Annotated in this window: 24 protein-coding genes and 1 pseudogene; 4 read left to right on the top strand and 21 right to left on the bottom strand. The window is 63.8% G+C overall.

Annotated elements, in window-relative coordinates; all coding sequences use genetic code 11:
* From H8A95_RS00205 to H8A95_RS00185, 5 genes are all read right to left on the bottom strand, one after another.
* A complete protein-coding gene (locus tag H8A95_RS00205; protein WP_229181248.1) occupies positions 1 to 441 on the bottom strand; it encodes a nuclear transport factor 2 family protein in 441 nt (146 codons plus the stop codon).
* 38 nt (positions 442 to 479) lie between these two features.
* Positions 480 to 1,784: an NADH:flavin oxidoreductase/NADH oxidase family protein gene (locus H8A95_RS00200; RefSeq protein WP_229181247.1), complete on the bottom strand. Its 1,305-nt coding sequence runs from the start codon at positions 1,782 to 1,784 to the stop codon at positions 480 to 482.
* Positions 1,785 to 1,795: 11 nt separating this feature from the next.
* A complete protein-coding gene (locus H8A95_RS00195) occupies positions 1,796 to 2,467 on the bottom strand; it encodes a glutathione S-transferase family protein (RefSeq protein ID WP_229181246.1) in 672 nt (223 codons plus the stop codon).
* On the bottom strand, positions 2,467 to 2,808 hold the full coding sequence (locus H8A95_RS44330) for a nuclear transport factor 2 family protein (protein ID WP_420839307.1): 342 nt from the start codon (positions 2,806 to 2,808) through the stop codon (positions 2,467 to 2,469). Before H8A95_RS44330 ends, H8A95_RS00195 begins: the two co-directional genes overlap by 1 nt.
* 204 nt (positions 2,809 to 3,012) lie before the next feature.
* Positions 3,013 to 3,750, bottom strand: coding sequence for a TetR/AcrR family transcriptional regulator (locus H8A95_RS00185; RefSeq protein WP_229181244.1), 738 nt, complete (start codon positions 3,748 to 3,750; stop codon positions 3,013 to 3,015).
* Here H8A95_RS00185 and H8A95_RS00180 point away from each other — a divergent pair.
* From H8A95_RS00180 to H8A95_RS00175, 3 genes are read left to right on the top strand one after another with little or no spacing between them, the layout of a single operon-like run.
* A complete protein-coding gene (locus H8A95_RS00180; protein WP_229181243.1) occupies positions 3,679 to 4,530 on the top strand; it encodes an acyl-CoA thioesterase in 852 nt (283 codons plus the stop codon). The genes H8A95_RS00185 and H8A95_RS00180 overlap by 72 nt on opposite strands.
* The gene (locus tag H8A95_RS44325; RefSeq protein ID WP_420839301.1) at positions 4,527 to 4,892 is read left to right on the top strand and encodes a TetR/AcrR family transcriptional regulator; all 366 of its coding nucleotides are present in this window, start codon (positions 4,527 to 4,529) and stop codon (positions 4,890 to 4,892) included. The genes H8A95_RS00180 and H8A95_RS44325 overlap by 4 nt, the downstream gene beginning before the upstream one ends.
* The gene (locus H8A95_RS00175) at positions 4,784 to 5,176 is read left to right on the top strand and encodes a TetR family transcriptional regulator C-terminal domain-containing protein (RefSeq protein ID WP_229181242.1); all 393 of its coding nucleotides are present in this window, start codon (positions 4,784 to 4,786) and stop codon (positions 5,174 to 5,176) included. The genes H8A95_RS44325 and H8A95_RS00175 overlap by 109 nt, the downstream gene beginning before the upstream one ends.
* 42 nt (positions 5,177 to 5,218) lie before the next feature.
* Here H8A95_RS00175 and H8A95_RS00170 read toward each other — a convergent pair whose 3' ends face one another.
* The 7 genes from H8A95_RS00170 to H8A95_RS00140 form a co-directional block, all read right to left on the bottom strand.
* Positions 5,219 to 5,839, bottom strand: coding sequence for a glutathione S-transferase family protein (locus H8A95_RS00170; RefSeq protein ID WP_229181241.1), 621 nt, complete (start codon positions 5,837 to 5,839; stop codon positions 5,219 to 5,221).
* Between the two features lie 87 nt (positions 5,840 to 5,926).
* Positions 5,927 to 6,391, bottom strand: coding sequence for a DUF3237 domain-containing protein (locus H8A95_RS00165; protein WP_229181240.1), 465 nt, complete (start codon positions 6,389 to 6,391; stop codon positions 5,927 to 5,929).
* A 30-nt stretch (positions 6,392 to 6,421) separates the two neighbouring features.
* Positions 6,422 to 7,573, bottom strand: coding sequence for an ABC transporter substrate-binding protein (locus H8A95_RS00160; protein ID WP_229181239.1), 1,152 nt, complete (start codon positions 7,571 to 7,573; stop codon positions 6,422 to 6,424).
* 21 nt (positions 7,574 to 7,594) lie between these two features.
* The gene (locus tag H8A95_RS00155) at positions 7,595 to 8,581 is read right to left on the bottom strand and encodes a zinc-dependent alcohol dehydrogenase family protein (protein WP_229181238.1); all 987 of its coding nucleotides are present in this window, start codon (positions 8,579 to 8,581) and stop codon (positions 7,595 to 7,597) included.
* Positions 8,541 to 10,220, bottom strand: coding sequence for a long-chain fatty acid--CoA ligase (locus H8A95_RS00150; RefSeq protein WP_229181237.1), 1,680 nt, complete (start codon positions 10,218 to 10,220; stop codon positions 8,541 to 8,543). The genes H8A95_RS00155 and H8A95_RS00150 overlap by 41 nt, the downstream gene beginning before the upstream one ends.
* A 19-nt stretch (positions 10,221 to 10,239) precedes the next feature.
* Positions 10,240 to 10,998 carry an SDR family NAD(P)-dependent oxidoreductase gene (locus H8A95_RS00145; RefSeq protein ID WP_229181236.1) on the bottom strand — a complete coding sequence of 253 codons (759 nt, stop codon included), beginning with the start codon at positions 10,996 to 10,998 and terminating at the stop codon, positions 10,240 to 10,242.
* Positions 10,991 to 12,109: an alkene reductase gene (locus H8A95_RS00140; RefSeq protein ID WP_229181235.1), complete on the bottom strand. Its 1,119-nt coding sequence runs from the start codon at positions 12,107 to 12,109 to the stop codon at positions 10,991 to 10,993. The genes H8A95_RS00145 and H8A95_RS00140 overlap by 8 nt, the downstream gene beginning before the upstream one ends.
* A gap of 151 nt (positions 12,110 to 12,260) precedes the next feature.
* Between H8A95_RS00140 and H8A95_RS00135 the strand changes: the two are divergent.
* A pseudogene (locus H8A95_RS00135) lies at positions 12,261 to 13,255 on the top strand (NADP-dependent oxidoreductase).
* A 481-nt stretch (positions 13,256 to 13,736) separates the two neighbouring features.
* Here H8A95_RS00135 and H8A95_RS00130 read toward each other — a convergent pair.
* The 9 genes from H8A95_RS00130 to H8A95_RS00090 all read right to left on the bottom strand — a co-directional run bounded on the left by H8A95_RS00130 (position 13,737) and on the right by H8A95_RS00090 (position 21,274).
* Entirely contained in the window at positions 13,737 to 14,459 is a 723-nt protein-coding gene (locus H8A95_RS00130; RefSeq protein ID WP_229181234.1) for an alpha/beta fold hydrolase, read from the bottom strand.
* A 181-nt stretch (positions 14,460 to 14,640) separates the two neighbouring features.
* Positions 14,641 to 15,633 (bottom strand): AraC-like ligand-binding domain-containing protein, encoded by a 993-nt coding sequence (locus tag H8A95_RS00125; RefSeq protein WP_229181233.1) that lies wholly within the window; start codon positions 15,631 to 15,633, stop codon positions 14,641 to 14,643.
* 118 nt (positions 15,634 to 15,751) lie between these two features.
* Positions 15,752 to 15,910 carry a hypothetical protein gene (locus H8A95_RS00120; RefSeq protein ID WP_229181403.1) on the bottom strand — a complete coding sequence of 53 codons (159 nt, stop codon included), beginning with the start codon at positions 15,908 to 15,910 and terminating at the stop codon, positions 15,752 to 15,754.
* 108 nt (positions 15,911 to 16,018) lie between these two features.
* Positions 16,019 to 17,353, bottom strand: a complete 1,335-nt coding sequence (locus H8A95_RS00115) for an amidase family protein (RefSeq protein ID WP_229181232.1) — start codon at positions 17,351 to 17,353, stop codon at positions 16,019 to 16,021.
* Complete coding sequence (locus tag H8A95_RS00110) at positions 17,350 to 18,033, bottom strand: DUF2848 domain-containing protein (protein WP_229181231.1); 684 nt, start codon at positions 18,031 to 18,033, stop codon at positions 17,350 to 17,352. Before H8A95_RS00110 ends, H8A95_RS00115 begins: the two co-directional genes overlap by 4 nt.
* Positions 18,017 to 18,709 carry an ABC transporter ATP-binding protein gene (locus H8A95_RS00105; protein ID WP_229181230.1) on the bottom strand — a complete coding sequence of 231 codons (693 nt, stop codon included), beginning with the start codon at positions 18,707 to 18,709 and terminating at the stop codon, positions 18,017 to 18,019. The genes H8A95_RS00110 and H8A95_RS00105 overlap by 17 nt, the downstream gene beginning before the upstream one ends.
* Positions 18,709 to 19,455: an ABC transporter ATP-binding protein gene (locus H8A95_RS00100; protein WP_229181229.1), complete on the bottom strand. Its 747-nt coding sequence runs from the start codon at positions 19,453 to 19,455 to the stop codon at positions 18,709 to 18,711. Before H8A95_RS00100 ends, H8A95_RS00105 begins: the two co-directional genes overlap by 1 nt.
* Positions 19,452 to 20,375 (bottom strand): branched-chain amino acid ABC transporter permease, encoded by a 924-nt coding sequence (locus H8A95_RS00095; protein ID WP_229171282.1) that lies wholly within the window; start codon positions 20,373 to 20,375, stop codon positions 19,452 to 19,454. The genes H8A95_RS00100 and H8A95_RS00095 overlap by 4 nt, the downstream gene beginning before the upstream one ends.
* The gene (locus H8A95_RS00090) at positions 20,375 to 21,274 is read right to left on the bottom strand and encodes a branched-chain amino acid ABC transporter permease (RefSeq protein WP_163163029.1); all 900 of its coding nucleotides are present in this window, start codon (positions 21,272 to 21,274) and stop codon (positions 20,375 to 20,377) included. Before H8A95_RS00090 ends, H8A95_RS00095 begins: the two co-directional genes overlap by 1 nt.
* Positions 21,275 to 21,304 lie beyond the last annotated feature (30 nt).

The raw sequence follows: 21,304 nt of genomic DNA, 5'->3' as shown, positions 1-21,304 counted from the left end.
TCAACCGCCGAGCGCGCGCGCCGCCTGAACCTGCACCAGGTCGACGAACGTATCCTTTCGGACGACCAATCCGTCGGCATCGACGTCAACCACGTCAAGACAATCAAACCGAACCTGCCGCAGGGTGCCGTCGGCCTGACGCAGATCGGCCGTTGCCGTCCAGTCGAGGATCCACTGGCGCTCGGTGAACAGGGTTCGATGGACTTCATAACCGAAATTCGGCCATTGCGCGAAGAAGCCCGCAAACGTCGCGCCGATCGCGTCACGTCCCTTCACCGCCGGTCCGCCGGCGCGAAGCCAGAACGTGCCGTCGACGGCGTGATTCTTCGCGATGGCCGCGATGTTCCTGGTCGAGAATGTCGCGAGGTAGTTCTGGCAGATGTCGCGTATGTCGGGCGACTTCTCCCGGTGTACGCTTCCAAGTGTCTGTGCCTGTATCATCTCTTGCCTCCCTTGCGGTTGTGATTGAACGCTATCGATCATGCGGCCGGCCGTGCCGCGCCCTGGTCCGGTCGCGGCTTGCGCAGACCGTTCGCGAGGGCGACGAAAATCGAGGACGGCTGGACTGGAAAGCGCGCGACGAAACGCGCCCGCCTTCGCCGAAAGCCGAGTTCGTCCCACAGCATTCGGTACAGCGACAGCTTTGGCGACGCATTCAGTTTTGGCGCCTTGCCATCTGCGATCCGGATCAGTTGCTCGCGCGACCAGAGCAATTCGAGAAGATTAGCGCGCGGTGACGCCGGCAGCTTGAGCGAGAAACTCCGCGCCTCCCGCAGCGCTCCGCGCAGCAGCAGCCGCGGCAAGTCCGGCTCGATCACGAGCGGCCTCGCCATGCCGATCAGGTCGCAATGTCTGGCTTGGAGGACGTCGCGCATCACCTGCGCACTGCGCATGCCGCCGGTGAGGATCAGGGGAACGCGCGTGACGGAGCGGATGTCCCGGGCATAGGACACAAAATAGGCCTCGGAGCGGGGACCCTTGGGCGCATCGCCAAACCCGAACGAAACGGCGCGCTCATGGGTGCCGCCCGACAGTTCAATGAAATCGACACCGAGGGGATCCAGCATCCGCGCAACTGCGATGGAGTCTTCCGGCTCGAGACCGCCCTTGATGAAGTCACCGACGTTCAGCTTGATGCCGACGGCGAACCCATCCGACACGGACCCTCGGACCGCTTCGACGACGCGAACCAGAAGCCGGGCCCGATTCGCGATCGATCCGCCCCACATGTCGTTGCGCTTGTTGATCCGGGGAGACAGGAATTGGCTAATCAGGTATCCGTGCGCGGCGTGAATCTCCACGCCGTCGAATCCGGCTTTCTCCGCCAGCGATGCAGCAAAGGCAAAGCGGCCGATGACCTCCTCGATCTCGACGTCCGACATCGCGCGCGGTACCGAAAAGAACGTCCCGAGATTGAGCGGCACCGCCGACGGCGCGATCGATACCGGCGATACAGAGGCCGGCGTTTGCCGGCCCGCATGATTGAGTTGCATGATCATGCGCACGCCGCGTGATTTGCCGGCGGCGGCCCAGCGCTTGAGCGCGTCAAGCCCACTGTCGTCCTCGATGAAGACATTGCCGGGCGCCTCGAGATAGCGCGGATCGATCACCACATTCCCGGTAATCAGCATGCCCGCGCCTCCCTCCGCGAGCCGTTCGAACAGGCACGCATGCCGTGGCGTGGCATGACCGTCGACGTCGGAGAATTTCTCGGTCATTGCAGCCTTGACGATCCTGTTCGGCAGAATGAGACCACAAGGAAGAGTGAAACTGGTTTCGATCATGTCGCCTCCGGTCAGTTGGCCGCGTTGCAAGGTTGACAGAAGGCCGGCGGCGCGAGGCCCCTGCTGCGCAGGAAGTCGGACATCGGCGACAGGACCTGCTGCACGGCAGGCCGTGCGCTGACCCGGCGGCGCCAGGCGTCGAAGCGGTGATGGGACTCGTTGATGTCGGCTCCGAGCCGCACCGCAAAGAAGTGCGCCATGATCAGGGCAATGTCGGCATAGGAGTAGTCGCCGGCGACGAAGTCACTGTCCGCAAGGCGGCCCTCGATCTCGTCATAGAAGGACTGTGCACGCCGGCAGGCGGTCACCGCGTCCTCGCCTGCGAGATCTCCCTGCAGGCTCATCAGCCTGATGATGTTCGGAAAGAACACCTCGTCGGATTTGTGCTCGACGAGACGCGCGACCGCCCGCGCTTTCGCGTCACTCGGCCACAACGGCGGCTGCGGATAGGCATGCTCGAGATACTCGAAGATCTGGGTCGAATCGAAGATTTCCAGCGTCCCGTCGATCAGGACTGGAACCTGCGCCTTTGGATTGATCCGAAGCACATCGGGGTGCTTGGGGTCGTAGCGGCGCTTCATCCCGAACGGGACGAACTCGACCGCGCATGAGAGGGCCTTCTCGGCCACAGCAATCTGTGCCTTGGCGCCGAACATGCTGAGTGGACCAGTGAGCAATCGCATTATCGCCCCTCCCGCCCAGCAGTGCGCATCCGGCGAAGTTGCCGGAAGGCCGCAAAGTTGCGGAAGAACGCCCGTCGAACGATGGTCGGATCGAAAAAGGCGACACGCTCCACGGCTATTCCGCCGCTGAAGGTGATGCGATCGACATTGTTCCAGGCGATCGCGTGACCACCGATGGTCGCGCGGAAGGTCAATTCGATGAACAGCGTGTCGCCGGCCCCGCGCCAACGCTGAATATCGGCACGCAGGTCAGGCATGCCGTGCAGCGCGACCTCGAAGCCGCGCCGCGCCGCCTGCTTGCCCCGGCTGACCGGTGGCCTGATCGGCGCCTTCAGCACAATGTCGTCGCTGAGCAGCCCAAGCAGCCGATCGAGCCGTTCGCGAGGACGATCCCAGACTTCGGCAAAGCAGCCGGCCCAGGCCGCGAGCGTCCCCTGCTCGCCGGTTCTGACGTCCAGGACAACGCCACGATCTCTTTCATTTTCAGCACGATCGATCGTGCTATTTTTGGTCGCGATATGTTGTCAGTCATGATCAGATTCTCGCTAGCTCGTGATGCGATCGAAGGCCGCGAGCGCGCGCACGCGGCAGCCGCGCTCGCCAAGCAGCCGAAGTGACGTCTGGAAGGCGAGTGCGGCGCCGATCAGTTCAAACGCGACCTGCTCCGGATCGGCGCGACGCGCGATCTCCTTCCTTTCCATTGCCGTCCCGATGGCGGACGCAAACCCGACGCGCCACTGCCGCTGTGATTTCGCCAGCATGTCTCGGATTGCACCGGGCCGATCATCGAACTCCTGGACGAAGGTCACGAACGGGCAGCCGCCCGCCTCGTGCTCGCCTGCGATCCAATCCAGATAGTTTTCGAACAGCGCCCGCACCCTCGGCAGTCCCGCAGGCTTTTTCAACGCGGGCTCGACGACGAGCCGCATGTAGCGACCGACCGCTTCTTCCAGCACGGCGAGCTGCAACGCCTCCTTCGATTTGAAGTGAGCGAACAACCCCGATTTCGACAGGCCGACATCCTCGGCGAGATTGCCGAGCGACACGCCCTCCAGACCCAACCTCACCGATTGGTTCAGCGCGGTGTCCACGATCATCTGACGGGTTGACTGGCCCTTCTTCATGACGAAATAATAGCACGATCGGTCGTATTGTAAAGTCCCGACTTGGTTATGGCGTGAAGAGGCAAGACGAGCGGATGAGGATGCGCGATGGACTCGGTTTTTGAGGATGCTACGCGGCTGTGGCGCGCGCCGGGCGGCCGGCTGCAAGCGGATGTGCACGACGCCTTCCTGACTGGAGGCGGCGCCTTTGGTGGCTGGATTCTGGCTGTCGCAACGCGAGCGTTACGCGGCGCTGCTGAGGCCGGCATGGTCCCCAAGACGCTCAACGCCGAATTCCTTGCGGCCGCGCCTTCGGGCGCAAGCGTGATCATCGCGGTCAGCGCGCTCCGCACGGCGGCGGCCTCGGAATGCCACCGCGCCCGCTTGCATCTGACCGACGGCACGCCGGTCGCTGAAGCCACGATGCTGCAGTCGCGCCCGCGCGATGATCCATCGTTCACGGTGCGCACGATGCCCTGTGTACCCTCACCCGATGAGCTACAAGCGCTGGATCGGAGCTTGTTTCCCGGCACGTGGGTCGCATCCCACGACATGCGGCACGCGCTTGGCGCGCCCGGTGCTGACGGCGACGGCACGAGCCGTGTGTGGACGCGATTGCTCGGCGACGACGCGATGGACTTCGAGCGGCTCGCCGCCCTCACCGACGCATCGATTGCCCGCAGCTATTATCGTCCCGCGCCGCGGCCGGCGATCGCCACTGTCAGCATTTCCAATCACTACCACTGCACGGAGGGGACGCTCGCAGCCATTGGCGGACAGCACGTGCTGATCGAAGCCTCCACCACGATCGGCACACACGGATATTTCGATCAGGATTCGCGGATCTGGGCGCCAGATGGAACGCTGCTGGCGACGTCCCGCCAGCTTGTGCGCGCCAGATATCCATCTCGCTCACACCCCGAGGACGCCGATCCACGCAGCGCTGCTCGGACCACATGACCACTCGCCGCACCTCACCCGCGCCGGAGATCGACGCCGCTCCGCGACGGCAGCGAGGCCGCCCCCGGCGATACGACGCGGACGCCGCACGCCGGGCCATCGCGGCGCAATTTCGGTCGGCCGGCTATGAGGCGACGTCGCTCGACGACATCAGCGCCGTCACCGGAATGCGGCGACCAAGCCTCTATCTGGCATTCGGCGACAAGCAGGCGATGTATCTGGCCTGCCTGAAAGCGCCACCGTCGAGATCGCCTTGGCCGAAGAGCTCGGCCGCTCGGCACCGCTCGGTGTGGTGCTGCGGAGCCTGTTTCGCCGGCTGCTCTCGATCTACCGCCCGAGCACCGGCGCCAAGGGATGCCTAGCATTGGCGGCCTGGTTCGAGGCGTCTAGCGCCGGCATGATCATCAAGGATGAAATCCTCCACGCGCGAAGGCGTCTGGAGCAGGCGTTGCTTCATCGTATCGAGCTGGCTTGCGCCGACAGCGACCTTCAGGCCGGCGTGTCGCCGGCCACCGCGCTGAGGCTCGTCATCGCAACGCTCGACATGGTCGCAATCCAGTCGCGTGGCGATCTGCGGACAGAGAGCATCGCTAGCAATGCCGACACGCTCGTTGCGTTGATTTGCGCAGCGAGCCCCACGGCTTGAACATCCCCCACGATGCCAGCGGGAGACCAAACCACCATGCCGTTACGCCGAAGGATCGGCGGGGCGCGTGAGCTCGAAAGAGCTCCGCCGGCAAAGTGACCGGTACCAGGACGTCACGACCGGGAAATCGGTCCAGCCGTGATCGCCGAACCTGAACTCGACATAGCCGAGCAGGCAGCCGAGGGTGATATGGCTGATGTCGAGCGGCCCGTCGAGCTGATCGCCGTGATGGTTGAACCACGCAAGCCCGGACCTGATCTTGTCCCATTGATCGTCGACCCATGCCGGCCACCTGAACTCCGGCGGACGAAGGCCGGTCTCGTAGCGAACCGCGATGACGGCGTCGCACATGCCCTGGGCCAGCGCGTCGTTGGTCAGGACACGCCAGCGGTCGCTGCCGGTGGGCGGTGGAAGCAGATTCCCACCCGCGAGCGCATTGAGATAGTCGCAGATGACCGCGGAGCCGTGAATGATCTTGCCGTCATCGGCAACCAATGCCGGAACCTGGCGCAGCGGATTGACCGCGTCGGCATAGGTCCTGTTGGCGAGCCCCGGCACCACCTTCGCATATTCGAGCGTGATGCGGTCCGACAGGCCGAGTTCGATCGCAGCGACCCTGACCTTGCGTGCGAATGGCGACTGCGGCGCATAGTAGAGCTTCATCGTTCCCTCGCGTGATGTAGCAGCACAGCCCCTTGTGGCGACCGGTACGATATGACCAGGCACCCACCGCCGGCGCGGACGGTCCGCTCAGCCCTGCGGCCAGTCGGGGCGGACCTCGTAGAAATCATATATGAGACTGCGCGTCGCGAGATCCATCACACCGACGCCGACCGCCTGGATCCGGTTGATCCAGGCGTATCGAGCATCGCCGGTCTCGAACCGGGGCGCCACCACCAGCCGGAATTTTCCGGGCGCCGCGGCGAAGTCGATCCGCCCGTTGTACTGGACGAAGACGATCGCCTGGTCGTCCGTTTCGAGCACGAGGCGGACATCCGGCGTCCCGAATTGTCCGCCCGGCGCGATCATCAGCCAGTCGGCCGCCGTCGCTCCCTTCAGCGTCGCCCGAAACCGTTCGCCGGTGCATTGCATCGACAACACCTCGACGATCGCCCGCGTTCCCGACGGCCCCTCAGGGATCGGGACCCGTTCGGCCAGCCTTGCCGCTGCCGAGCAGAGATGGACGAGGCCTGGCGGCGGCATGAGATCGGTCATGGCGATGAATCCCTCGATCGATTGCGGTGCTCAGTCCCGCCGCTCTGAATGTCGCCGAAACCTTCTGGTCGTGACCTTGATGCCGGGGATCACCGTGCCGAGCTGCAATCCGTCGAGGTTGGTTGCCTGCCGCAGCAGGTTCGCGCGCGTCAGATCATCGCCGCAGCGGCGCAGCACCTCGACGATGGCCTGCGCGACGTTGTAGCCATAGACGTTGAACAGGTCCTGCGGGTCGCCGTCCGGGTAATACTGCCGCATGAAACGCTGGAATTCACGCATCCCATCATCGTCAACCCATTCGGGATCTGCGGGATCCTTCTGATAGCGCGCGGAGATCAATCCGACCGCGCTGTCGAGACCTGCGGGCTTCAACACGCCGGCGACGGAATTGGAGATGTTGGTGAGGATGTGGAGCGGCTTCCAATCCGACGCGCCGGCTTTTCGAATAGCCTGCGCCGCGAATTTTGGCGAGGAGACGTTGAGCAGGACGTTCGCGCCGGAAGCCCTCAGGATCGTCAGCTCGGACTGGATGGTCGGCTCGGCAACCTCGTAAGGCACCTGCTTGACGATCAGCCGGTCCGCCGCCTCGCCAAGGCCGGCGCGGAAGCCGGCCAGATAATCCTTCCCGAGATCGTCGTTCTGATAGAGGATCCCGATCTTCGCATCTTTCACGGTGGCGAGGACATAGCGGGCGTAGATGAACGCCTCGCTGCGGTAGCTGGGCAGCCAGCCCATGGTCCAGGGATAGGTCTTCGGATCGCTGATCTTGCTGGCGCCGGTCGCGACGAAGAGTTGCGGCACCTTCTTGGCATTGAGATAGCGTTGGGTCGCGGCGTTGGTCGCCGTGCCGAGCGAATTGAAGATGAACAACACCTCGTCCTGCTCGACGAGCTTGCGGGTCTGCTCGACCGTCTTGGGCGGACCGTAGGCATCGTCGAGCGAGATCAGGTTGATGCGGCGCCCGTTGATGCCACCTCGCTCGTTGATCATGCGGAAATAGGCCAGCTCGACTTTAGCCCCGGTGCTGAACATCGAGGCCGGCCCGCTGTAAGGATAGGTCTGCCCGATCCTGATCTCGGTATCGGAGGCGCCGGTATCGTATTGCGGCGCCGCGCGCGCGAGCGTGCAACAGAACAGCCCGAGTGCGAGCGCCGAGATGAGCATCTTGCTTGCGGTCGTCATGATTGCCCCGCTGCTTCTGTCTCAGGCCGCGTGACGCGTTCCGAACCTGAGCAGGATCTTGCCCTCGCCCTTTTGCGCGTGTGCGATGGCGGCGGCGAAATCCTCCACGGCATAGTCGACGGCGACCTCCGAGCGGATCACCCCCTGCCGCGTCATCTCGACTAGCGATTGTAATCGCTCGGCGACGGTCTCCGGCGCGGTGCGCGTGAGCCAATCCACCAGCCAGAAGCCGCGCAGGGTGATGTCGCGAAAGATCATTTCGGTTGGCGATAGCGAAAACGGCTGGTTGCTGACCCCGGCGTAGCTGGTCAGCGTGCCGCCCTTGGCGAGGCAGGCTACAAGCTGCGCGGTCGATTCGCCGGCGACGCCATCAAATGCAGCGTCGATGGCGACAGCACCGGCCTCCGCAGCGAGGCGCTGCTTGAGATTGGGACCTTCGAGCAGCACGATGTCGGCGCCGATCGACTTCAGCTCCGGGATCAGTTCCGGCCGACGGACGAGGTTGACGCTGCGCAGGCCCTTCGCGCGCGCAATCATGATGGCGGCGCGGCCGACGCCGGAATTGGCCGCGTTCTGGATGAACCAGCGCCCGGGCGTGAGCCTGCTTTCGTCGAGCATCAGCATCGCGGTCAGCGGATTGACCGAAACCAGCGCAAGCTGGTCGTCGGGGACGTCAGGCGGACAGGCAAACAGCCCGGTTGCCGGAATCTTGATCTGCTCGGCCCAGCACGGATAGCGATTGGGGACGAGAACGCGATCGCCGGGCTTCAGCCCAACGCCGTCGCCGGCCTGCAGCACCCGTCCGACACCCTCGCCGCCGAGCACGGCCGGCAGCTTGGGGCGCACGCCGTAGAAGCCCCGAGCAAGCAGCAGGTCGGCGGGATGAATCGGCGCCAGCGTCATGGCGATGATCACCTCCCCCGGTCCGGCACGATCCGGCGGCGCGACGTCGACCAGTTCGATGACCTCACCCGGTCGCCCATATTTGCTGATCTGGATAGTCTTCACGGAACCACCCCCCTGTGCTGTCGACGATCGAGCGCTGAAGGATCGGCTCGGCGGCGAAGCGTTCGCGCAGTTGCGACTTGATCACCTTGCCATTGCCGTTGCGCGGCAACGCGGTTGCGAACATCACCGCGTCCGGACGCCACCAGCTCGGAACCTTGTCGTCGAAATGCCCAAGCAATTCCGCCTCAGTGATCTCGGACGATTGCGCGCGCACGGCAATCAACAGCGGCCGCTCCTGCCATTTGGGATGCGGCACTGCGATGACCGCGGCCTCCGTGATCGCCGGATGGGTTTGCGCGATGTTCTCGAGCGCAACCGAGCTGATCCACTCGCCGCCCGATTTGATGATGTCCTTGGCGCGGTCGGTCAGGGTCAGGAAGCCGCGCTCGTCGATGGTTGCGATGTCGCCGGTATCGAACCAGCCATCGCGGAAGGCATCGTGCTGCGGTTCGTTGAAATAGGCATTCGCAACCCAGTGCCCTCTGACCTGAAGATGCCCGGCGGTCTTGCCATCTGCGGCGACCTCACCGCTATCGTCATCGACCAGGCGCAGATCGATCCCCCACAGGGCATGTCCCTGCGTCTCGCGAAGCGTGCGCAGGTCCTCGACGGGGAGCGCCCTGCTGGCGTGATGCGCGATCCCCGCCGCTCCGGTCGGACTGGTCTCGGTCATGCCCCAGCCATGGATCATGGTCGCACCATGCATGCCCTCGAACGCATCGATCATCTTGCGCGGAAGGGCCGATCCGCCGACGCCAAGGCGGATCCCGGCCGGCAAGCGGTCGCCGCTCCCGCCGAGATGCTCGAGAAGTCCGTTCCAGATGGTGGGGACGCCGATCGCGAGCGACACCTGCTCCTCGTTGAACAGGGTGGCCAGATGCCGGCCGCTCAGATCCGCGCCGGGCAGCACCAGCTTGGCGCCGGCCATCGGCGCGGCATGCGGCATTCCCCACGCATTGACGTGAAACATCGGTACCGCCGGCAATACGGCGTCGAGCGCGCTCACCGCGGTGGAATTGGCGCTGCACATCGCAAGCGCGAACAGCACCGTCGACCGGTGCGAGTACAACACGCCCTTGGGTCGCCCGGTGGTGCCCGACGTGTAACAGAGGCCCGAGGCTTCCTCCTCGCCGATCGCAATGTTCAATGCCGCATCGGATTGAGCCGTGAGCAGATCCTCATAGCGCAGCGTCGCGGGGCGTGCCGGCTGCGCGGCATCCTCCAGCGCGATCAGCCGCTGCAGTGGATAGTCGGGAAGCGCGCCAAGCACCGCGTCGAGAAGCCGGGCATCGACGAACAACAGCCGGTCATCGGCATGCGCGACGACATAGCGGAGGTTTTCCGGATCGAGCCGTGGATTGATGGTGTGGCAGACCGCGCCGATGGAGGGCACAGCATAGTAGAGCTCGAAGTGCCGGCTGTCGTTGTAGGCAATCGTCCCGACACGATCGCCACGGCGAACCCCCAGTTCGAGCAGCGCCTTCGCCAGCCGATTGACGCGGCCCCACACCTCGCCATAGCTGCGCCGGTGCCGGCCCCCGCTATGGCACGACACGACTTCCGTGTCGCGGTGCCGAGACGCCGCGAACGCAAGAAGCGACGGAATCGTGAGCGGCAGATGCATCATGTTTCCGTTCATGGTCATCTCCGACGCAACGCTAGTGGAAGACCAGGCCGCCATCGACGACGACGGTCTGGCCGGTCACGAAATCGCTACCCGGACCGACGAGGAACAGGAGCGCGCCGATCAGGTCGGATGCTACTGCCTCTCGCTTGATGCAGCGCTGATCGATCTGTCGCGCGGCCCGCTCACTCCCGAGCACGGGGTGATTGCGCACGGCGGCATTCATGACGAGGCCGGGAGCGAGGCAATTGACGCGGATGCCGAAATCACCGAGCTCGCGCGCCGACGCCCTGGTCAGCCCGATGACCGCACCTTTCGACGCGATGTAGTGCGACATGTTCACAGCACCGTTGAAAAACGTGCTCGATGCCATGTTGACGATCTTGCCGTACCCGCCCGCCTTCATCACCGGCAGCACCGCCCTCGTCGACACGAACGCGCTGCCCGCATTCGTGGTCATCACCATCGACCACTCGTCGGCACTGATCTGGTCGAGCGGCTTCATCGCGAGATCGGCGACGATACCGGCATTGTTGACCAGGATTTCGATCTTGCCGAACCGCGCGATCGCAAGATCGACCACCGCGCTCATGTCGGCTTCGCGCGTGGCGTCGGCCCGCGCGCCGATCGCATCGGCGCCGCGGCCCGCGAGTTCGGCTACCAGTTCGTCCGGTTCACGCTTGTCGACGACCACAATTTTCGCACCGGCGGTAGCCATGGCGCGGGCAAACTCGGCCCCCAGCCCTTGCGCTCCGCCGGTGATCAGAGCAACCCGGCCGGCAAGCTCAGACATGGACGAGTTCGCCGCTCAACGGCGCATAATCCGTATATCCCTTGGCACCGCCGCCGTAGAACGTGCTGCGATCATAGGGCTGGAGCGCGGCCCCCAGCTTCAGTCGCTGCGGCAGGTCCGGATTGGCAACGAAGAAGCGGCCAAACGCGACCGCGTCGGCTTCGCCGGCGGCGATGACCCGATTGGCCGCGGTCTCGGAGAATCCGCCGGCCACGATGCAGGGTCCGACGAACTGCCGCCTGAACAGCGCCGATGCCGATGGCGCATCCGCTGCGAGCGCATCGCTCCGCGTCACCAGGCTCGCGCGCGGCTCGATGAGGTGGAGATATGCGACACCGCGCCGGCTGAGTTGCTGGACGACATGGCCGAAGGTCGCTTCAGGGTCGCTGTCGGCGATGTCGCCATAGGCGCCAAACGGCGACAGCCTGACGCCGACGCGCTCGCGCCCCCATACGCCGATCACTGCGTCCGTCACCTCGAGCAGCAGGCGCGCCCGATTTTCGATGCTGCCGCCATATCCGTCATCGCGATGATTGGTACGATCCTGCAGGAACTGATCGAGCAGATAGCCATTGGCGCCGTGGACCTCGACACCGTCGAACCCCGCGGCCACCGCGTTGCGGGCAGCACGTCGGTAGTCATCGACCACATCCCAGATCTCATGCAGTTGGAGCGCCCGCGGCGTCTCGAACGGAAGCGGCCTGAAGTCCGGCCCAAGTGCGTTGCCCGCCGGCCTGATCGCCGACGGCGCGACCGGCGCTTGGCCAAACGGCTGATGCAGCGAATGCGATATCCGCCCGACGTGCCAAAGCTGCAGGAAGATGAAGCCGCCGCCGGCATGCACGGCATCGGTGACGTCCCGCCAGGCACGCACCTGCGCGCGATCGTGGATTCCCGGTGTGCCGGGAAAGCCTTTGCCCACGGCAGAGATCTGCGTCGCCTCGGAAATCAGGAAGCCACCCACGCTTGAACGTTGGGCGTAGTAAGTCTGGTTGAGCGCGGTCGGCACGCCGCCGGGGCCCGCCCGCATTCGCGTGAGCGGGGCCATGACGACGCGGTGCGACAAGCGCAGGTCACCGATAGCAAACGGATCGTGGAGCGAGTTTGGCATGAATTGACTTCGCTGTTGTCGGCGACGCGCGCTTTCGTCTTCCGCGTCCGCCGTCGTGTCCATTCGTTAAAATATGACCGGTCGTCTTGCATTTGTCAATCGCATCTAGTTACAAGACGACTGGTCATATCTCCAACAGGAGGCCGATCCGATGAACAGCAATCGCCGCATTCTTCTGAAACAGCGTCCGCAGGGCATGCCGACCCCCGATGACTTCGCGATCGTTGAAGCTCCCGTGCCGGCGCTCGGGGCTGATGAAGTCCTGGTCAGAAACCGCTTTCTTTCGCTGGATCCCTACATGCGCGGACAGATGGACGGGGGCAAATCCTACATCCAGGCGATCGACATCGGCGACGTCATGAACGGCCATACCGTGGGCGAAGTCGTCGAATCGAAAAACGCCGCGTTTGCTCCCGGTGATCTGGTTTGGGGGCCCGGGCACTGGCAGGAATATGCGGTCCTGAAGTCTCCGCCTCTGCGGAAGATCACTGGCTCGCACAGCCCGTCGGCCTGGCTTGGCCCGATGGGACTGCCCGGCTGGACCGCTTATGTAGGCCTGTTCGATCTCGCGCGCCGAAGCCGGGAGAGACCATCGTGGTTTCGTCGGCGACCGGCGCGGTTGGCGCGCTGGTCGGGCAACTCGCAAAGCGATACGGCCTGCGTACCGTGGGCATCGCGGGCGGCGAAGCGAAGTGCAGATATGCGGTGGACGAACTAGGCTATGACGTCTGCGTCGACTACAAGTCATCAGACTTTCCCGCGGCGCTCGCCGCAGCGTGCCCTACGGGCGTCGACATCGATTTCGAGAACGTCGGCGGCGCCATCCTCGATGCGGTGTGGCCACTGCTCAACTCACACGCGCGTGTCATAATCTGCGGCCTGATGGCCCAATACAATCTCAAGACAAAATATCCCGGACCCGAGCTGACGCACCTGCTCAAGTCGCGCCTGACGATCCGTGGCTTCATCATCTCGGACTATGCCGCGCGATTTCCAGAAGCGATCGCACAGATGTCGGCACGGCTCGCCAGCGGTGAAATCAAGATCCGCGAGGACATCACTGACGGCATCGAAAATGCGCCCAGCGCATTCATCGGCATGCTGCAGGGACGAAACTTTGGCAAGACGATCGTAAGGATCGGCTAGACCATGGCCACGACGGTGGGGAGAGGCCCAGCCCCTCCCCACTCCAATCGCCGCGCGACCGTCCTAGGGCCGCAACTTGATCATGATGTCGATCGACCGTCGCATCGCCGGCTCCATGCCGCGACGTCGCTTGGCCACATCGGCCTTCTGAGAGGTCAAAGCGACTAAAAAATCAACAAAACAATAAAGCTCGATCCGGATTGACTACCTTTGTCGCTGTTTGTTCACGAGGTTTCGGTGGTTAATCGGTGGTTGGCTCGGAGACACTTCGGACCAACAGCCAGAGGCACCGCGCCCTGGTTTCTCTCATGACCGGGACCGAAGCTCGGCAAATTTCGCGCCGTCTCTTCGTGGTGGACAATAGTCCTGGTGAGGTCGCTCCCTTGCGTCCTCGCATCGTTCAACCCGAGAAATAACAGGACCGGAGGCCCTGGCTATCGACGGAGAAAGCCGGGCCGTCGTCCTCCGCAAACCATCAACGTCAATCGCGTCCGGCTTCGATGAACTTCCTTGCCGTAAGTTCGGGGTTCGTCAGGAGGACCTCGTGGCTGCCCTCCATGCCAATGAGCCGGAAGACGCCTAGCCGGTTGGAAAGACGTGGATGTCGGCCCCACTCTCCTTGCGTAATGTCGTTGTCCTCGTTCGGCGCCAAGTAGCTGAACGCGGGGGGCACCTTGTCCCAGCCGGTCATGTCCGCTTTGTCCGTGAACGCGCCGAACGGCTGCGGCCTCAGGACGTCGTAGATCTGCCGTGCATGTTCCGTTGTCCCGTCGTTGAAGAAGGCGTCGCGCCATACCGGAAACGGCAGAACTACGGATCCGTCCTTCCGTTCCGCGGCGCTGGCCCTGAGGGCGTCGTGCAGATGCGGCGGGATCTCGTCCACGAGTGCGCGGCCTTGAGCAGGGACAAAGGCGGCGAAATAGACGAGCCGGCGAACGCGCTCGGGCAGTTCGATCGCGATGCGCGAAATCAGGTAGCCGCCCCAGCTGTGTCCGACGAGCACATAGTCACGGAGGTCGCGGCTCTTGATGTACTCGATGATCGGGGCGGAAGCACCGCGGAGATCGACATGCTTGTCGTCGTTCGCTCCGAGTCCACCCGCGGTCGGCGTGTGCACCTCATGTCCGGCCTCCTCGAGATGGCTCCGGACGGAATTCCACAGTTCTCCGTAGTGCCAAGCTCCGTGCACCAAAACGAAACGCATTTTTCTCTCCTTCCGTCGGCATGATGGCATTGGAACGGTGTCCAACCCAGACCGCAGCCAATCTTATGAAAGAGAAGGTCCGGCGCTATCGGCCGGGCGAAGCCGACCATCGGAAAAATGCATATAGAGCGTCGAGGTCCGGGCTTGACGCCCCCGGGGTCGACGGAAGCGTGGGCGCGGATCAGCGCTTCGCGAGCACGTCGGAGGGACGCTTGCCGAAGCGCGCCCTGTACTGTGTCGCGAATTCGCCGAGATGAACAAATCCACACTGCATGGCGACGTCCGTGACGTTCAGCGTCCCCGGCTCGGCGCTCGACAGGACCGCGTGAACCATGTCCAGTCGCTCCGACCGCAGCCATCGCCCCGGCGGCGATCCCACATAGCGTTGGAATCCCGCTTGGAGGCCGCGGAGACTCATGCCGCTCCGTCGAGCCACCTCGCTGAGGCAAACCGGCTCGGAGAGATGGTCCCGCATGTAGTCCATCGCACGTCGTATCCGCGCCGGAGGCGGCTGCCGGGGCTCGGCATGGATCGCGGCGCTGAAATTGTTCGCCTGGCTGAGCAGAAGGGACTCGATCACCAACTCTTCGAACTGATCAAACAGCCGAGGATGGTTCTTCGTCGCGCCAAGCAACGCGAGGTTCGCCGCGGTCTCGAGCAGGCTGGTCCAAAACGCGGGCGTTTCTCCGAGCGACAGCTTGAAATGCACGGCCTGGGGCCTCACGGAACCGACGAGACTGGCGCAGACGGCCTCTACGCGACGACTATCGAGCCTCACGATGATCTGGTCGAATGCTCCGTTGATCTCGAAGCGGAAAGCGCGATGAGCACTTGCGACCGCGCCGCACTTGGGCCGGACCTCCGCGGCATCAGAACCGTAACTGAAGCGCGCCTTGCCGGCGACGGGGAGAGTGATGAGGAAATTGTCCTCCTCCGGGACCGCGGGCGCGACCGTGACGTCGCAGCCATAGCGCAATCGACTGACCGAAAAAGGGCCCAACGGAAGATGATCCAAATGCGTCGAAAGCTTCGCGTGCTTTTCCGCAATGGTCAGACGGTGCGGGCGGAGCGCCCGCGCGCAGGCGTCGACGACTTCGTCCTTATCGCTGCTCGAAACGAGACGATGCTGCGTTCCGAAGAGGCGGTCAGCGATTTGCAAATCGCCTGCAGTCATACCCACACCCGGCTCTGTTCAGATACTAAGCGGCGGCCGGATGTATTCTGGTCATGCGGCGCCGACCTTGCAAGGGCGCCCGTCTTCCACCCCACCCAAGATGCGCGAACACGCCGCGCTACAGCGCATAGACGGTTCGAAAGCCGCCCCAATGGCAGCCCTTGCCCCGGATCGGAACGTCGATCTCGCGCATCATGACGGTCTGGCCGTCGCGAATCTCCCGCGCATGGCTCTGAATCAGCGAAGACCGCTCGCCTCGCGGGGCGGCACATGCCACGTCATCCCTTCTAAATTGCGGCTGTTGCCGAATTCCGGGCTATGATGGTTGGCTGGCTCATCGTCAATTAGGTGCGAGTCTGTGCTCGCACCTGGATAGCAATCCCAGTCACAACAGTGCCTCGATGCAGGAAGCGATCTCCAGCAAGCGCCGGTCGGCATTCCTGCGGCCGATCAGCATCAGGCCGACGGGCAGGCCGCCGACCGGCAACGGCATCGAGATCGACGGGCAATCGAGCATGTTGGCGATGCGGGGATTGCGAAGCACCAGTCCGTTGAATTTGTGGAAGGCGCTATCCTCCCTGACCGCCGACAGAAGCGGCGCACGGATTGGCGTCGTTGGCAGAATGAAAATCTCATCATTGCCGAAGGACTGTTCAAAAGCCTGGATTGCGGCGTGCCGGAGCCGCACCATGCGCACATAATCGACGGCGAGGATGCCGGCGCCCGCCTCGATACGAGCCCGGGTTTTCGGATCGACCCCATCCAAGCTCGATACCCCGAGACTGCGCAGCGTAGCGCCGACCTCGATCGACGGAAAAGTGCCGATCCTGTCGATCTCGGCAATGCGATCGAGAGCAGGTTCGATCGATCCATCTTCGATCTGCAAGCCACCTGATCGAAGCCGCTCTATGGCATTCTCGAATGCGCCAAGCACTTCCGGCTCGCAGCCGTCAAACAGGCGTCCGCGAGCGACCGTGAGACGAAAGGTGTAGGGAGAGGCAGCCTGCGGCCGCGGCACCACGTCTCCACCCGACAGCACCTGATCGGCGACGAAGCAGTCCGCGACGCTCAAGGCAATCGGCCCGATGGTATCGAGGCTGGACGACAACGAGAACGCGCCGGCGGTCGGCACGAACCCGCTGGTCGGCTTGAAGCCGGTTGCGCCCGACAGCGCCGCCGGAATTCGGATCGACCCTCCCGTGTCGCTCCCAATGCCGATTTCCGCCATGCCGTCGATGACCGAGACGACAGCCCCCGACGATGACCCTCCCGGAACGCGGCGGCGGTCCCGGGGGTTAGCCGGCACCCCATCGTTCGGGTTCGTGCCCAACGCGGAAAAGGCAAACTCGGTCATCTGGGTCTTGCCGATGATCACGGCTCCCGCGGCGCGCAAGCGCTTCACGACCAGGGCGTCTTCGGCGGCAGGGGGCAAGGCGCGTAGTACAGCGGACCCCGAGCTCGTTACGGAGCCTGCGACGTCGAAGAGTGCCTTGACCGAGACAATGCGACCGTCGAGCGGGCCGCGTGTGGTCCCGGCGACAGCGCGCCGATCGGCAGCTTCAGCCTCGCAGCGGGCACTCTCAGCGAACAAGGCGGTGAAGGTACACTCGGCACCCGATGAGCTCGCGAGCGCGGCCTCCAATCGTACCGCGGCGGTGGGTTGGGATTGATCGGATTCTGACCTCATTCGTCGAAGCTCCTCGCCGGAGGTGGCGGTCACGAGACAACCGGCAAAACGTCTATATCGTAACTGTGGGTCAGGGAGCGTTTGAGAACCGGATCGCTCAGCTCCATTTCAAAGCGTGTCCCCGGGCGAATTCCGCCGATCGCACCCGGCGTCCCGCAGAACATCAAGGTCCCGGCAAGGAGTAGATCGGTGCTTGCGTAGCGACGAATGAGATCGCGCGGCGTTCTGAGCGACGAGACAGGGCTGTCCTGATAGAGAACCCGCTTGCCGTCGATCGTCGCCCAGGAACGAAGGACCAATTCATCCCAGTGCGGTTCGACATCAGCGTAGCACCAGAGCTGCCCGCCGATCGGTTTGCCGCAAAGCTGCTTGGAAAGTGCGATTCCTGTAGCTTCCGCCTTGCGATCGGTATGGTCAGATCCGATTCCGATCCAGAGTCCATCGGCCATCGCGACCACCACGGGCTCGACCTCCCCGGAACTGTCCGGACCTAACACCGTCAGGCGATCCGCCTGCGTCAGTGTCTGGGCTGCGACACGGTAGTAGAGCGGCGTCGTCGACGGGCGCGGAATTCCGAGCGCGGCGAGCTCCTCGATATGGTGCTCGATCGCCGCGCTGTCCCTGCCCGCCCAACCGGCGATCACAAGCGATTCGATTTCGACGCCGACGTGATCGGTCCGATCCTTCGCGATGCGGTCAAACTTCATGAACATGGGCTTTGTCATCCTTGGTGGACGGAACGAGAATCTCGCCACGCTCGATCTGCAACGTGCGATCGGCAACGCGGTCGAGCAGAACCGGCGAGGATTCCGTGATCAGCAAGGCGAGTTCGGGCCGGTGCTTGCGCAGTTCGCCGAGCGTCCGCGCATATTCGAGCGCGAGGGCCGGCGCCAGGCCCTGGAACGGTTCATCGAGCAACAGGACCTTGCGTGCCACCGTCAGCGCACGGCCCAACGCAACCATCTTGCCCTGCCCGCCGGAAACACCGCCCGCAGGTCGGGACCGCATCACATGCAATTCCGGCAGCAGCATATAGATTTCGTCCAGCCTGCGAGCAATTTCCGCCTTGTCGAGGTTGAGCGCCAGGGCCGGAAGACGGATGTTCTCCTCGACGCTCAGCTCCGGTATCAGTCGGCGATCTTCCGGGGCATATCCTATGCCGGCCCGGGCGCGGGTATGGGCCGGCATCCTGCCGAGATCGTCGGAATCGAGGCGGATCGAGCCCTCGTCGCGCGGGATGAGCCCCATGATCGCGCGAAGCGTCGTTGTCTTGCCGGCACCATTGCGGCCAATCAACACCGTCGTCTTTCGCGCGACGATGTCGCAGCTGACCTTGCGTAGCACACGCACGCCTTCGATCGAGACGCTGACCTTGTCGACACTCAGCATCAGGCCACTCCCACGACGCGTTCGCGGACTTGCGCGTTGCCAAACACCTCGTCGGGCCGCCCTTCGGCCATGATATTTCCGGCGTTCCACACCAGGACACGGCTTGCATAGCGTGCAACCACGTCCATGTCGTGCTCGACGAAAAGCGCAGTGATACGGCGCTGGCGCAGCGCGCTCATCAACGCCTCCATCAGTGGGAAGCGCTCCAGCGCACTCACGCCGCTGGTCGGCTCATCCAGCAAAAGGAGCCGCGGCTTGAGCGCCAGTGCAACCGCGATGTCGAGCAGCTTGCGATGACCTTCGGGCAGCGTACTGCTGATCCGATCGGTGTCGCCGTCGAGCCCGACCAGTTCGAGCAAGGCCTTTGCCTCGTCGCGCCGTTCCGCCGTTTCAAGTGGCCGGATCACGGTCCACAGCCCGTCTTTCGCGGCAAGCGCCAGCATCATGTTGTCGATCACGCGCTGCGCGGAGAAGAGTTGCGGGATCTGGAAGGCGCGTGCGACCCCGCGTCGGGCAATAGCGCGCGGCGACATCCGGGTGATGTCGTTGCCGTCGAGCAGAACGCTGCCTGAAATCGGGCGAATATAGCCTGTGCAGATGTTGAGCAGCGTCGTCTTTCCCGATCCGTTCGGACCGATGATGGCGAGGAACTCGCCGTCGTGGATAGCGATGCTTGCCCCGTCGGCCGCTTTGACCCCGTTGAATGCGACGCGAAGGTTCTTGGCCTCCAGGATGGGACGGCTCATGAGCTCTGAGCCTCCTTGCGCTCAAACAATCCGTAGATGCCCTGCGGCATGAACATGATCACGACGATCAGCGTGATGCCCACGAACATATTCCAGGCATCCGTCACGGTTACGGCCGCGCTGTGCAGCAATTCGAGGAATAGCGCTCCGATGAACGCACCTGGCACGCCGCCAATGCCACCGAGCACGGCAATCAGCACGAGATGCCCCGATGCGGTCCAGAATGCGAAGTCAGGAACCACGCGGCCGATCGCAAAACCGGCGATTGAACCGCCAAGACCCGCGAGCGCCGCGGAGATGGTGTAGGCGATCAGCAGAACCGCCCAGACCGGGATGCCCAGATATTCAAGCCGGATTTCGTTGCTGTGGACAGCAGACAGCGCATGCCCCAGTGGACTATCGAGATACCGATGGACGGCGAGACCGACGAGCACCATCAGCGTCAGACTGAGATAGAACAGGATGCTCTTGAACACCGGCTCAGCGAACACAATACCGAAAACCGCGGGAATCGGGACCGGCAGTCCGTCCGTTCCGCCGGTGACGCCGTAGAGTTTGGCGCACAGCGCGTAGAACACCATGGAGACGGCGAGGTTCAACATGGCGAAGAAGATCGCGCGATAGCGGACAAGGAACGATCCGGCGATCGCGCCGATCAGTGCAGAGACCAGCACCGAGAGGATCAGGAGCAACCCGAGATCGTTGATGCCGGCGCGCGCAAGGAAGGCCGCGCCATAGGCGCTGGCTGCGAAGAACATCGCATGGCCGATCGAGATCAACCCGGCGCGTAGCAACACTGCGACACCGAGCGCCGCAAAACCCTTGGCGATCGCAAGCGTCAGAACGAATTGAAGCCAGGGCGCGGCGAAAGCCAGCGCAGCGAGCATGACTACCGCAGCAGCGGCCAGAATGATCCGCATCATATCCTCCGCGCCGTGACCGATCCGAACAGGCCGTAGGGGCGGATCAGAAGCACGGCAAGCATCGCCGCATAGGGCGCAACCGCATCCAGCGAGGGCACGAGATAGATCGCGAGCACGCGCGCGAAACCAACGATCAACGAGGCCACCGCAGCTCCCTCGATCTGTCCGAGCCCGCCGATCGCCGCCACCGCGAAGGCGAGGACCATGGTATCGGCTCCGAGCCCCGGCGCGATGCCCGACGTCGGCGTCGCCAGAGCCCCTCCCAGCGCCGCAAGGAACACGCCGAGCGAGAACGCCAGGATGAATATCCGGTTGGTATCGATGCCGATCGACTGCGCCATTTCGCGGTCAGTCACGACGGCCGTGATCAGGCGCCCAAGCCGCGTGTGGTTGATCAAAAGCCGCAGGCCGACAACGACGAGAACCGCCATCGCGACAAGCAGGATCTGGTAGTTTAGATAGACGACGCCACCGATGCTCGACGTGCCGAGCAACCGCATCGGCGAGTCCTCGTACAGGGATTGCACGCCGAAGACCAGGCGCTGGAGGTCCTCGAGGATCAGGAACAGCCCGAACGTGATCAGGATCTGGACCGCTTCGGACTTGCCGTAGGTCCAGCGGACCAGGCTGCGCTCGATCAGTGGACCAAGTATCGCGGCCACGAAAACTGCGCTGAACAGCAACGCAACGAACGACAAATAGGGATTGAGCTGCCGGCTCGCGATGAACAGGCAGACTGAAGCCGCGACATAGCCGCCGATCGAGTAAAGGCTGCCGTGAGCGACGTTGAGGACGCGCAACACGCTGAAGACGAGCGTCAGGCCAACCGCCGCGAAGAAGATCAACGCGGCGCTGGCCAGGCTGTCCAGCAGCAAGGGGATGATTGCATTCGACATTGACCTGCGCCTGCGTGGTCGGTTTCGATT

It is taken from the genome of Bradyrhizobium oropedii, assembly GCF_020889685.1.
GTDB lineage: Bacteria > Pseudomonadota > Alphaproteobacteria > Rhizobiales > Xanthobacteraceae > Bradyrhizobium > Bradyrhizobium oropedii.
Note: the sequence above shows the minus strand (reverse complement) of the source record. Positions and strands in the feature narration are given on the sequence as shown.

What these genes read in the sequence shown, in the direction of transcription:
- H8A95_RS00205 (WP_229181248.1), bottom strand. Translation starts at nt 441, where the DNA reads ATGATACAGGCACAGACACTTGGAAGCGTACACCGGGAGAAGTCGCCC.
- H8A95_RS00200 (WP_229181247.1), bottom strand. Translation starts at nt 1,784, where the DNA reads ATGATCGAAACCAGTTTCACTCTTCCTTGTGGTCTCATTCTGCCGAAC.
- H8A95_RS00195 (WP_229181246.1), bottom strand. Translation starts at nt 2,467, where the DNA reads ATGCGATTGCTCACTGGTCCACTCAGCATGTTCGGCGCCAAGGCACAG.
- H8A95_RS00180 (WP_229181243.1), top strand. Translation starts at nt 3,679, where the DNA reads ATGGACTCGGTTTTTGAGGATGCTACGCGGCTGTGGCGCGCGCCGGGC.
- H8A95_RS44325 (WP_420839301.1), top strand. Translation starts at nt 4,527, where the DNA reads ATGACCACTCGCCGCACCTCACCCGCGCCGGAGATCGACGCCGCTCCG.
- H8A95_RS00170 (WP_229181241.1), bottom strand. Translation starts at nt 5,839, where the DNA reads ATGAAGCTCTACTATGCGCCGCAGTCGCCATTCGCACGCAAGGTCAGG.
- H8A95_RS00165 (WP_229181240.1), bottom strand. Translation starts at nt 6,391, where the DNA reads ATGACCGATCTCATGCCGCCGCCAGGCCTCGTCCATCTCTGCTCGGCA.
- H8A95_RS00160 (WP_229181239.1), bottom strand. Translation starts at nt 7,573, where the DNA reads ATGACGACCGCAAGCAAGATGCTCATCTCGGCGCTCGCACTCGGGCTG.
- H8A95_RS00150 (WP_229181237.1), bottom strand. Translation starts at nt 10,220, where the DNA reads ATGAACGGAAACATGATGCATCTGCCGCTCACGATTCCGTCGCTTCTT.
- H8A95_RS00145 (WP_229181236.1), bottom strand. Translation starts at nt 10,998, where the DNA reads ATGTCTGAGCTTGCCGGCCGGGTTGCTCTGATCACCGGCGGAGCGCAA.
- H8A95_RS00140 (WP_229181235.1), bottom strand. Translation starts at nt 12,109, where the DNA reads ATGCCAAACTCGCTCCACGATCCGTTTGCTATCGGTGACCTGCGCTTG.
- H8A95_RS00130 (WP_229181234.1), bottom strand. Translation starts at nt 14,459, where the DNA reads ATGCGTTTCGTTTTGGTGCACGGAGCTTGGCACTACGGAGAACTGTGG.
- H8A95_RS00125 (WP_229181233.1), bottom strand. Translation starts at nt 15,633, where the DNA reads ATGACTGCAGGCGATTTGCAAATCGCTGACCGCCTCTTCGGAACGCAG.
- H8A95_RS00110 (WP_229181231.1), bottom strand. Translation starts at nt 18,033, where the DNA reads ATGTTCATGAAGTTTGACCGCATCGCGAAGGATCGGACCGATCACGTC.
- H8A95_RS00105 (WP_229181230.1), bottom strand. Translation starts at nt 18,709, where the DNA reads ATGCTGAGTGTCGACAAGGTCAGCGTCTCGATCGAAGGCGTGCGTGTG.
- H8A95_RS00100 (WP_229181229.1), bottom strand. Translation starts at nt 19,455, where the DNA reads ATGAGCCGTCCCATCCTGGAGGCCAAGAACCTTCGCGTCGCATTCAAC.
- H8A95_RS00095 (WP_229171282.1), bottom strand. Translation starts at nt 20,375, where the DNA reads ATGCGGATCATTCTGGCCGCTGCTGCGGTAGTCATGCTCGCTGCGCTG.
- H8A95_RS00090 (WP_163163029.1), bottom strand. Translation starts at nt 21,274, where the DNA reads ATGTCGAATGCAATCATCCCCTTGCTGCTGGACAGCCTGGCCAGCGCC.